Genomic DNA, 11,905 nt, shown 5'->3' with positions numbered 1-11,905 from the left:
TCAGGCTGGTCTGGGCATCGGTGACGGCCGTCGCGTCCGGGTCGGCACCGAGCTGGGCGGCGAAGGCGGCGAGCACGTCGCCGGCACCGTCCGGATAGGTCCGTGCGGTCGCGTTCGCCGACAGGACCACCGCCCGGTCGGAGGCTGTGCACGCGCTCGCCTCGTGCAGCGGCCGGTCCGGTGCCGAGACGAGGGCACGCAGCAGGGCGAGGAAGCCGTCGCGCCAGCGCCGCGCGGTGGCGTCCGTGATGAGGGCGGCATCGTACTCGAGCTGGCAATCGATGCCGGTGCCGTCGGCGGCGACGTCGAGGGCAAGGTCGAATTTCGCGCTCGCCACGTCGACGTCGATCCGTTCGACGGCGGCGCCGTCGAGGTCGAGCGGGACGGCGTCCCGGCTGGGACGGAAGTTGAAGGCGGCCTGGAAGACCGGCGTGGTCGCGGTATCGCGCGCGACCTGAGTCTCCGCGATGAGGCGCTCGAACGGGACGTCATCGTCGGCCAGGAAGGCCATTGCTTCGCCGCGAAGCCGCGCGCAGAGATCGCGGAAGCTCACGCGTGCGTCGAGGCGGACGCGGTAGACCTGCGTGTTGACGAAGAAGCCGACGAGATCCTGCAGTTCAGGGCGGGTGCGTGCGGCGTTCGGCACGCCTATTGCGAAATCCGTCTGGCCGCTCAGGCGGGCGAGTAGCACCTGCCAGGTTGCCAGCAGTGCCACGAAGGGCGGGCACGCATGCGAATGGCAGAAAGCGGCGAGCGAACCGGCGAGGTCGGCAGCCAGGGTGAAATCGACCCGTCCGCCTGGGCGGTTCGCCAACGGCTGGCGCGGATGGTCGAGGGGCAGTTCCAACATCGGAACGGTGTCGCCGAGGTAGCGGCGCCAGCGTTCGAGCGCGGCGGAGCCGGCCTCGCCGTCGAAGCGGGCGCGCTGCCATGCGGCGAAATCCACGAAGCGCAGGCTCGGGGTGGGCAGCGGCCGCCCGACCCGTGCGGGATCGGCGCGGGCCTCCCGGTAGGCCTGCGCGAGATCCCGGAAGAGCCGCGCCGTCGACCACGCGTCCACCGCGATGTGGTGGATCACCACCAGAAGGACACGCATTCCCGCCGGGTCCGCCTCCGACAGGACGGCGCGCAGCGGTGGGCCGCCGGTGAGGTCGAAGGGGCGGCGGCTCAGGGCGCGCAGCGTCGCACGCGCGTCCCCGGCCAGCGGCGGGATGCGTTCCAGGGCGAACGGCACCTGCGCGCGCAGGATCTGGCGCGGGCCGTCCGCGGTATCCACCAGCACCGTGCGCAGGATGTCGTGACAGGCGATCAGGCTCCGGAACGCGGCTTCGAGCGCCGGCACGTCGAGGGGGCCGGTGAGGCGGAAGGCCCGCGTCGAGTGGTAGGCCGGGCTCTCCGGATCGTAGCGCTGATGGAACCAGAGCCGCGCCTGCGGGAACGACAGGGGCGCCGGGCCGCCGGGGTGCCTGGGAATCCCGCCGACCTCCTCCGCGTCCTCTCGGAGCAGGCGGGCGAGGGCCGTGCGCCGCGCCGCATCGCGCGAAGCCACCCCGGTCACGCGCCGGCCCCGGCGAGGCCGGCGCGTTCGGCCTCGCTCAGGCCGGCGAGTTCCAGGCGGAGGCTCGCCGTCTCCTCGATCCGGTCCGGCGGGGCATAGGCACCGAGCGCCGCGGCGAGGGTCGCAGGCGTGCTGTGGTCGAAGACCAGGCTCGGCGGAATCTCGACCTTGAGCAGCTTGCGGATGCGCGCCGTCAGCTTGATCACGAGGAGCGAATTGCCGCCGGTCGCGAAGAAGTCACCCGTGGCGCCGAGGCGCTCCGCGGGGAAGCCCAGCAGGTCGGCCATGGCGTCGGTGAGCACGGTCTCCAGCGCCGTGCGCGGCTGGACGCCGCCGCCCGCAACGGCGTCCGGATGGGGCAGGGCGGCACGGTCGATCTTGCCGCTGGCGAGGCGCGGCAGGCTGTCGAGGCGGAGGATCGGGGCGGGCAGCCACGCGGCGGGCAGGCCTTCGGCGAGCGCCGCGAGAAGGGAGGCCGATGTCCGCTCGGGATCGGTGACCACGTAGGCTGCGAGCCCGGTCGCGCCGTCCGGCAAGGTGAAGGGACGCACCGCCGCCTGGCGCACGCCCGCAAGGCCCGCCAGCGCGGCCTCGACCTCGCCCGGCTCGACGCGGTGGCCGCGCAGCTTGATCTGGTCGTCGGCCCGCCCGGCGAGCGCGAGGCGGCCGCCGGGCAGCATTCGGGCCCGGTCGCCGGTGCGGTAGAGCCGCCCCTCTCCGAACGGGTTGGGCGAGAACGCGCCCTCGCCGCCGGTCCCCGTGCCCGGGAGGTAGCCGCGGCAGATCTGGGCGCCCCCGAGATGGAGCATGCCGGCGGCCCCCGTCGGGGCGAGCGCGCCCGCCGCGTCGAGGATGTAGGCCTCGCTGCCGTCGAGCACACGGCTCAGCGGCAGGCTCTCGTCCGGCGCTGCATCTGCCGCGTCCGGATGCACCATCACGCCGACACAGGCCTCGGTGGGACCGTAATGGTTGGCGATGCGCGTCGTCGGAGCCGCAGCCTGGATCCGCCGAACGAGCGCCGCCGGGCTGGGCTCGCCGCCGAGCACCAGCAGCGCGGGCAAGGTCGGGGCCTCGACGCCGTCGAGGAGGGCGGCGAGGTGGGACGGGACGAGTTTGGCGCAGTCGATGGCGTTGGCGCGCAGGAAGCGCGCGAAGGCGGGGCCGTCGGCCATCTCGGCCTCGTCGGCGACCACGAGGCAGGCTCCGAGCCGCAGGGCCGCGAACAGCATGGTGTTGCCGAGATCGGCCGCCACCGTCGAAGTCAGCGCGAAGCGGTCGTGCCGGGACAGGTCGAGGGCGTCGATGACGGCCTCCACGTAGGCCCGGATCTGGGCGTGCTCGATCACCACGCCCTTCGGCGTGCCGGAGGAGCCCGACGTGAAGATGAGGCAGGCCATGTCGGAGGGATCCCGGGCTTCGGCCGGGCGACGGGCCTCGCCGAGGCCTTCGAGGATCGCGCCGAGGGCATGACGTCCGGCAGCGGCGTCGGCCGATTGCGCCACGGTGAGCGTGGGCCGGGCCAGCCCAATCAGGCGGTCGCGGCGGGCCTGCGGCCAGGCCGGGTCGAGGGGCAGGTAGGCGCCCCCCGCGCGCCAGACCGCGAGGATCGCCACAACGAGGTCGACGGAGCGCGGCAGGTCGAGGGCGACGACGCGCTCGGGACCGACGCCGCGCGCCGCGAACCAGGCGCCGAGGCGCGCGACGCGCTCCTCCAGCTCGGCGTAGGACAGGGAGCGGCCGGCGCCGACGAGCGCGGGCGCGTCGGGCGCCGTCGCCGCGTGGCGGGCGACGCGGACCGGAAGGGTCTCCGCGGGCAGGGCGCGGGGGGCCGGTCGGCCGAAGGCGCGGAGGCGCGCCTCCTCGCGCGCGCCGACGAGCGGGTAGGCCGCGAAGGGCGTCGCGGCCTTGGCGGGCAGGCGGGCGAGGAGCGTCTCGACCTGGTCGAGCAGGGTGTCCAGGGCCTCGGCGGCGTAGCGGCGCGGGTCGGCGTGCAGCGTCAGCGCGGCGAGGCGTCCCTCCGCGTCGAGGGCCGGCTCCAGGCAGAGCTCGAACCCGGCGGGCCCCGGCAGCAGCCGCCCCTGCGCGAATCCCTGCGCGCCGAGGGCGAAGCCGACCGCGGGGCGGTGGTCGTCGCCGGCCGGCTCGAGGGGGCAGAGCTCCTGGAAGGCGCGGTGCTCGTCGAGCCGCGCGGCGAGACCGGCTGCGGCGGCCGAGACGCTCGTCTCCGGCGCGAGGGCGAGGCGCAGGGGCAGCGTCTTCGTGAACACGCCGACCGTGCCGGCGAAGACCGCGTAGTCGCGGCGGCAATCGTGCACCCAGCCGCCGAGGATCTCCGTCCGCTCGGCGAGGCGGGACAGGAGCAGCCACCACGCGGCTTGAAGGACGGCCTCGGCGCCCGCCGCGGCGAGGTCCGGCCGGGCCAGCGCACGCGCGAAGGCCTCGGCGAGATCGGCGTCGACGGTGCGGCTCAGCCGGATCGGAGCGGCCGGCCCCGCGGCACTCCCGGCGCGGCGATAGGGCAACCGGAGGGGCGGAGCGCCCGTGCCGAGATGGTCCCGCCAATAGGCCCGGCCCTCGCCGTCCGCGTCGTCGTCGGCCACCGCCTCGCGCCACGCCGCGTACCGGGCGTAGCTCGCGGTCTCGGGGTCGGCGACCGGCGCCGCGCCCGCGGCGTAGGCGGCCGCGACCTCCGACAGGATGCGGTCGAGGCTGCCGGCATCGACCGCGAGGGCGCTGGCGACGAGGCGCAGGCGCGGCGTCGCGGCCGGCAGGAGGACGGCGGCGAGCGTCCGCCCGTGCTCAGGCGCGAGGCCGGAGGGCGTGCCATCGCTCTGCGGCGTGCCGGAATCGAGCGGCACGCCGGGCGCCTCGACCGCGGCCTGCCGCAAGCCGCGGAAGCCCGGCGCACGCACGAAGGCGGTGCGCAGCGCGTCGTGGCGGGCGGCGACCGCGTCGAGGCTGCGGCGGAGCCGGTCCGTGTCGACCGGTCCGGGAAGGTCGGTCTCGGCGACGAGGTTCGGCGCGGCGCCGGCTTCGTCGAGACAGGCGCGCTGCTCGGGGGTGAGCGCCCGGGTGGGCGGCGCTTCGAAGGTGTCCGGCATGACGGTGCCCGGCGCTTCGGTCATCGGCGTGCCGCTCATGCCGCCGCTCCCGAGACCGCGCTCCGCGCGACCATGTCGCCCATGGCGACGACGATCCGGCGCGGCCCCTCGTAGGGGTCGCGGGCATGGGCGGCGAGCATGTTGTCGAGCATCACCACGTCGCCGGGGCGCCAGTCGAAGCGCACGGCGATCGCCTCGTAGAGGCGGCCGACCTCGTCCATCACCGCGTCCTCGATCGGCGTCCCGTCGCCGTAGAGCACGTCGCGGGGCATCCGCTCCGGCCCCACGAGGCTGAGGAGGTCGGCGCGCACCTCGGGGTCGAGGCAGCGCGGGTGGTGGAGCTGCACCTGATTGAAGAACGATTTCTCGCCGGTCAGCGGATGGGTGATCACCGCCGGGCACCGGGTCCGGGTCTGGAGCGTGTCCGCGTCGAGCCAGGCGAAGTCGACGCCCTCGGCCCGGCAGCGGGCCTCCACGGCCGCGCGATCCTCGGTGTGGAAGAAGCGGCGCCAGTCGACGTCGAAGCGCTCCGTGAAGGTGCGCACGTAGATCAGCCCCAGGCGCTCGAAGCGCGCGGCGATCTCCTGCGGCAGCCGCCGATACAGGTCCCGGCAATCCACGATGGGCGTCGCGCCGCCCACCGGCGACGGCTGCTGGCAGAAGAACCACTGCTTGCGCGGCCAGGCATGCAGGTGGCTGCTCTCGTTGTGGTAGAGGATCATTTCCCGCTCGGGGTAGGGCGTCGAGCGGTAGGTGTTCTTCCCGCCCTCGTTCTTGGGCAGGTCGCCGTACCCGCCGTAGAGACCGGGCTGGAGCGCCTCGGCGAAGGCCTCGAACTCCTGCGGGCTCGCGATGCCGAAGCCGCGCAGCAGGAGGCCGGCATGGCGGCGCAGCTTGCCCTCGACCCAGCCGCGCTGGGCGGCGGCCCAGGCGACCGCGTCGACATCGGTCGACAGCGGCTCGATCACGAGGGGGAAGTCGCGTCCGGGCGCCAGGGTCGAGAGGCGGGCCGGCTCGCCCGCTTCCGCCGCGGCGGGTTTGCCCGCCCCCAATCCCTTGAGCTTGTCGAGCTTCGCTTCCAGGCGGCCGGCGCGGGGGAGCGGCGAGGCGGTGTTCGACATGACGGAATCCTCCGGGTCTCGTGAGGGCGGGAGCGTTGGCAAGAGCGCCGGCAACAGCGTCGGCAAGCTGGGCAGCAGGGTGGAGAGCGGGGAGGCGGGCGTCGCCGCGGCGGCTGCGAGCAGGGCCGCGTAGGCCTCTGCCAGGCGCGCGACGCGGTCCGGGGTGAACAGCGCCGTGGCGAAGACCCATTCGGCCGCGATGCCGCCCCCCGGCTCGGGCGGGTCGAGGAAGAGCGCCATCTCGAATTTCGAGCCGTGCGCGCCGGCGGCCCTGACCTCGGCCGCGATCCCCGCGACGCCGAAATCGCCGGGCGGCGCGTTCTGCATCACGAACAGGGCCTGGACGAGGGGCGGCCGGGCGCGGGCGCGCGGGATGTCGAGGGCGTCCACGATCCGGTCGAAGGGCAAGGTGGCGTGATCGAAGGCGGCGAGAACGTCGTCGCGGACGCGCTCGATCAGCGTGGCGAAGGACGGCGCGCCGTCGAGGCGCGCGCGGATCGGCAGCACGTTGACGAAGAAGCCGATCAGCCCGGCCAGGGCGGGCAGCGGCCGCCCCGCCACGTCCGTGCCGACGACGAAGCGTTCGGCCCCGTTCAGGCGGTGGAGCAGGGCCTGGAAGCCGGCGAGCAGGACGACGAAGGGCGAGGCGCCGCGCGTCCGGCCCAGCTCCGAGAGTCGGGCCACGAGCGGCCCGGGCAGCGTGAAGCGGACGGAGCCGCCGGCCTGCGACAGGACAGACGGCCGCGGCCGATCCGTCGGCAGGGGCAGCAGGGCGGGCACGCCCGCGAGATGCCCCCGCCAGAAAACGGTCTCGGCGGCCGCCGCCCGCTCGACCGCCGCCCGGTGCCAGCGCGCGAAATCCGCGTACTGCGCCGGGAGGGGCGCAGCCTCCGCGCCGCGATACGCGGCCCCGAGTTCGGTGAGCAGCACGCCGACCGACCAGCCGTCGCCGACGAGGTGGTGGAGGGCCAGGACGAGGCGATGGTCGTCGGCAGCCAGGCGCAGGAGCCGCGCGCGCAGGAGCGGCGGCCGGGTGAGATCGAAGGGCCTGCGCGCCTCCGCGGCCGCGCATTCGGCGACCCGGATCTCGCGCGCGGCCGGATCGAGACCCGCGAGGTCGTCGCGGGGGATGTCGAGGGTGACGGTCTCGGCGATCCGGGGCTCCGGCAGGCCGTCCTCGGCGATTGGATAGCCCGTCCGCAGCACGGCCTGGCGCGCGATCACCCGGTGCAGCGCCGCGATGAGCCGGTCGGGCTCGAGGGGGCCTGCGAACCGGATGTGCCCGGTCATGACGTAGGCGCCGCGCTCCGCCGGATCGCCGAGCCGCTCCGCCAGCCAGAGCCGCTGCTGGCCGAGCGACAGGACCGGCGCCTCCGCGCTCGGCAGGAGGGCGGGCGCCTCCGCGGCGTCGCGGGGCAGGGCGTCGATCCGCGCCGCGAGGTCGGCGAGGGTCGGGGCCGCGAACAGGTCGCGCAACGGCAGGGCGACCCCGAAGACCGCGCGCACGCGGTCGATGGCGCGCATCGCCAGGAGCGAGTGACCGCCCAGTTCCAGGAAGCCGCGCCCGCGCGAGACCTGGTCGAGGCCGAGGAGGTCGCACCAGATCGCCGCGAGGGCGCGCTCCGTCGGCGTCCGGGGCGGCTCGTCCGGCGCCGCGCCGCCCTGCCGGCGCCGGTACAGATGGAGCGGTTCGATGTCGCCCGCCGCGAGGCCGTCCCGGCACGCGCCGCGCCGGAGCTTTCCGCTCGTGGTCTTGGGCAGGGTGCCAGGCGGGAGCAGGGCGACGAGGTCCGCCGGCTCGCGCAGCACCTCCGCCAGCGCGGCGTCGACCGCGGCGGCGATCTCCGGCGCGCGGGAGGCGGCGCTCCGGCCGATCTCGGCGGCGATCCCGATACCCTCGCCCGCCGCGCCCTCGACCGCGAAGGCGGCGATGCGCCCCGGGCGGAGGGCCGGCACGCGTGCCTCGACCGCCGTCTCCACGTCCTGCGGGTAGACGTTGTGGCCGCGCAGGATGATGAGATCCTTGGACCGTCCGGTGACGAAGAGTTCGCCGCCGTCGAGGAAGCCGAGGTCGCCGGTCCGCAGCCACCTCGCGCCGTCGCGGGTCACGAAGGTCGCGCGGGTCGCCTCCGGGTTCCGCCAGTAGCCGCGGGCGATGCACGGGCCGCTGAGCCAGATCTCGCCGACCGTGCCGGCGGGGCAGGGGAGCCCCGAACGCGGATCGACGACCCTGAGATGCTCGGGCCGGATCGGCCGTCCGCTGCTCGCGAGGGCGATCCCGGCCTCGTCGGCGACGGCGCGGCCGGCCGCGAGCGGCGCCGGCGCCACGCTCAGCCGGCGCCAGGGCGTGCCCCGGGGCTTGCACGTGACGAGGAGGGTCGCCTCGGCGAGGCCGTAGGCGGGATTGAGCGCCGTCGGCGCGAAGCCCGCCGGGGCGAAGCGCGCGGCGAAGCGCGTGAGCGTGTCGGGGCGGATCGGCTCGGAGCCGCTATAGGCGATGCGCCACGCGCCGAGGTCGAGCCCCGCCACCGCGGCGGCGCCGACGCGCTCGCAGGCCAGCCGGTAGGCGAAGTCCGGGCCGCCGCTGATCGTGCCGCCATGCGTGCCGATCGCCTCGAGCCAGGCGGCGGGCCGGGACAGGAAGGCCTGCGGGCTCATCAGCACGAGCGGCATGCCGGCGAAGATCGGCTCGATGAGGCCCGCGATGAGGCCCATGTCGTGGTAGAGGGGGAGCCAGGAGACGAAGACGTCGTCGGCGCCCGGCGCGATCGCCTCGGCGAGCCAGCGGGCATTGGCGACGATGTTGCCGTGGGTGACCTCGACCCCCTTGGGATTGGCCGTCGAGCCCGAGGTGTACTGGAGGAAGGCGAGGGTGTCGGGCGTGCAGGGGACAGGCCGCCAGGCCGCCGCCTCCGCGGTGCCGACCGCATCGACGCAGACGATGTCCCGCACGGTGGCGCCCGCGCAGGTTGCCGCCACGGTCTCGCGGTTCGCCCGATCCGTCAGGACGTGATCGGGCGCCATGTCGGCGATCATCAGGGCGAGGCGGGCCGCATGGTGCGGATCCCGCGTCTCCGGCGGGTAGCAGGGCACGGCGACGAGGCCCGCATAGAGGCAGGCGAAGAACGCCACGACGTAGTCCGGCCCGCTCGGCAGGGCGATGAGCGCCCGCGCGCCGGGCTCGGCGTCGCGCTGGAGGCGTGCCGCGAGGGCACGGACCCGCCGGTCGAGTTCCGCGTAGTCGAGGGTGGCGCCGACCGCGCGCCCGTCCGTGAGGAAGCGCAGGGTCAGCCGCTCGGGCGTCGCCGCGGCCCGCCCCCGCAGGATCGCGACGAGGCTGTCGTCCGGCAGGGCCGGATCGGGCTGGCGCGGGGATGCTGCGTGGCGCGCGCGGCTCATGCGCCGGCTCCCGCCGCGCGGATGCGGGGCGCGGCCGCCCGGTGCTCCACCACAGTGCCGCGTTCGAGCTTCACGACCTGGTCGGCCCGGTCGAACCAGCGATCGTCATGCGTGACGACGAGGATCGTCCGGCCCTCGGCGGCGAGCTCCGGGAGAATCGTCTCGTAGAAGGCGGCCCGGGATTCCGGATCCTGGTCGGCGGCCCATTCGTCGAAGATCATGACGGGACGGTCCTCCAGGCAGGCGACGAGGAGGGCGAGGCGCTTGCGCTGGCCGGTCGAGAGGTCGCGGGTGGAGAAGGCGCCGTCCCGCAGGCCGACACGGCCGTCGAGGCCGAGGCGCGCGAGCCATGCCCGCGCCTGCGCCTCGTGCGCGGCGTCCGGCTGTCCGAGCAGCGTCTCGAACAGGTGGAAATCGGAGAAGACGGCCGCGACATGGGCGCGGTAGCCGGCGAGGGCCGGCCCCTCCACCGGGCGCCCGTCCAGGCTCAGCGTCCCGCCGGTCGGCGGGTGCAGGCCGGCGATCACCCGGGCGAGGCTGGTCTTGCCGGAGCCGTTGCCGCCGACCAGGAAGGTGATCTCCCCGGGGCGCAGCGTCAGGTCGATCGGACCGAGAGCGAAGCGGTCGCCGGTCCGCGGATCGGCCCGGTGATGGGTCACGCCGCGCAGGGTCACGGTGGCCGTGCGCACGGGCGCGGCCGGGTGGATCCCCGGCTCGTCGACTGGCTCGGGCGGCAGTTCGGCGAAGGCCGTCTCGATCCGTCGCGCGCCGACGCGGGCGAGGTTGACGAGCGGCATCGTGTTCAGGACCGCCTCCAGCGGCCCCATCAGGTAGAGGAGGGCGATGACGTATCCCGTCGTCACGGCCGGGTTCTGCGCGCCGGAGCCGGGGAGGAACAGCGCGAGCCCGACGAGCCCCAGAAAGAGGATGCGGCCCCAGCCCGCCGCGAGCGCGAGGAGGGCGAGGCCGCGCCGGCGGTGGTCGGCGACGCGCGCGACGGCCTCCGCCAGGACCGCGTCGAGGAAGTGGCGCCCCTTCCTCCGGTTCAGGCGCAGTTCCTTGGCGCCGGCCTGGAGCGCCTGGAAATGGGCGAAGAGGCGGTCCTGCTCCGCCCCGGCCCGCCCGAGATGCCGCATCACGCGGCCGTAGCAGGCGGAATAGCCGGCCGCCCCGAGGGCGATCGTGACGGCCGAGGCCAGGAACAGGGGGATCGAGAGGTAGCCGAGATAGGCGAGCGTCGCCGCCACCACCGCGCCGTTGGTGACGAGCACGGGCAGCGCCGTGAAGAGATTGGCGACCTGATTGGCGTCCTCGGTCACGAGCGCCTGCACCCGGGCGCTGCCCACCGCCTCGAGATCCGCGAAGGATGCGGCCTGGACGCGCTCGGCGATCGCGGACCGGAGATCGGCGAGGCCGCGCTGCCCGAGATCGGCGAAGAGGGCGCGCGAGACGACGAGCGCCGCGCAGGCGACGAGGGCGGTGGCCGCGAAGGACGCGACCCGGTCGGCCCGGGCGGCCTCGGACCCGTGGAGCGCCCCGTTGATGAGCACGATCAGCCCGGTCGTGGCGACCCCGCCGACGAGGCTCGCCGCGCCGGCCAGCACGAGCCGGGCGCGGGCGCCCCGGGCGAGCGCGCGCCACAGCGCGGCCCCGGCTCCGGGATCGGCGATGGCCGTCGCCGCGGCCCTCACTGCGCGCGGCCGGCTTGCGCCATCGCCACCACGACCTTGCGCGGGCCCTTGAAGGGCGTCCGCGCATGGGCGGTGAGCATGTTGTCGAGCATCACCACGTCGCCGGACTGCCAGGGGAAGACGATGGTGTGGGCGGCGAGGACATCGCGGATCGCGTCGAGATCCGCATCGGCGATCGGGCTGCCGTCGCCGTAATAGACGTTGCGCGGCAGGTCCGGCGCGTCGACGATGTCGAGGAGGGTCGCGCGCACCTCCGGTTCGAGGTTCGAGACGTGGAACAGGTGGGCCTGGTTGAACCAGACCGGCTCGCCGGTCTCGGGGTGGCGCGCGGTCCCCTGGCAGACCTGCCGGGTGCGGAGGTCGCCGTCCGGCTTCCACTCGCAGGTGATGCCGTGGCCGGCGCAATAGGCCTCGACCGCCCCCCGGTCCCGGGTGCCGAACACCTGCTCCCAGGCCACGTCGAGACCGTTGCCGTAATTGCGCACGTACATCAGGCCCCGCTCGGCGAAGCGCGTGCGGATCGGCTCGGGCACGGCGCGGTAGATCGCGCGGCTGTCGGCCAGCGGCGTCTCGCCCCCCGCGGGCGCCGCCTGCTGGCAGTAGAACCAGATCTTCATCGGCCAGTCGCGGGCGTAGGCCTGCTCGTTGTGCAGGGGGATGTGCTGGTGGGGCGGGTATTCGGTCGACGTGTAGACCCCCTGGGTCACCGGACTGCGCGGGGTCGAGCCGAACTCGTAGCTCAGGAGGTCGTGGCCGAAGCCGGCCGCGAAGCGGCGAAACGCGTCGGGCCCGTCGAGGCTGAAGCCGCGGAGCAGCAGGCCGCCCGCGGCGTGGAGATGCGCCGCGGCCGCGGAGCGGATCGCCGGGAGCGCGTCCGCCAGCGTCGCGCCCTCGGCGCCCGCCGCGGGCGTGACGAGGAGCGGCAACGGCCCTTCGTCCCGCAGGGGCCTGGTCACGAGTTCCATCATGGCGTTCTCCCTGGTGACGTCCCGTTCGTCGGCGGGCCGCTGCGCACGCCGCCTGCGGAGCGGCGTT

At 75.1% G+C, this 11,905-nt stretch carries 5 protein-coding genes; all 5 read right to left on the bottom strand.

Translation table 11 applies throughout. From position 1 onward, the window contains the following. Positions 1-1,549 (bottom strand): condensation domain-containing protein (locus tag CIW48_RS30025; protein ID WP_246695485.1); only part of this gene is annotated, 1,549 nt, incomplete at its 3' end. 5 nt (positions 1,550-1,554) lie between these two features. Continuing rightward, on the bottom strand, positions 1,555-4,698 hold the full coding sequence (locus tag CIW48_RS30020) for an amino acid adenylation domain-containing protein (RefSeq protein ID WP_149314055.1): 3,144 nt from the start codon (positions 4,696-4,698) through the stop codon (positions 1,555-1,557). After that, positions 4,695-9,179: a TauD/TfdA family dioxygenase gene (locus CIW48_RS30015; RefSeq protein WP_246695484.1), complete on the bottom strand. Its 4,485-nt coding sequence runs from the start codon at positions 9,177-9,179 to the stop codon at positions 4,695-4,697. Before CIW48_RS30015 ends, CIW48_RS30020 begins: the two co-directional genes overlap by 4 nt. Continuing rightward, a complete protein-coding gene (locus CIW48_RS30010) occupies positions 9,176-10,870 on the bottom strand; it encodes a cyclic peptide export ABC transporter (protein WP_149314054.1) in 1,695 nt (564 codons plus the stop codon). The genes CIW48_RS30015 and CIW48_RS30010 overlap by 4 nt, the downstream gene beginning before the upstream one ends. Further along, positions 10,867-11,838, bottom strand: coding sequence for a TauD/TfdA family dioxygenase (locus CIW48_RS30005; protein ID WP_149314053.1), 972 nt, complete (start codon positions 11,836-11,838; stop codon positions 10,867-10,869). Before CIW48_RS30005 ends, CIW48_RS30010 begins: the two co-directional genes overlap by 4 nt. Positions 11,839-11,905: the final 67 nt, after the last annotated feature.

The organism is Methylobacterium sp. P1-11 (genome assembly GCF_008329595.1).
Taxonomy (GTDB): domain Bacteria; phylum Pseudomonadota; class Alphaproteobacteria; order Rhizobiales; family Beijerinckiaceae; genus Methylobacterium.
Note: the sequence above shows the minus strand (reverse complement) of the source record. Positions and strands in the feature narration are given on the sequence as shown.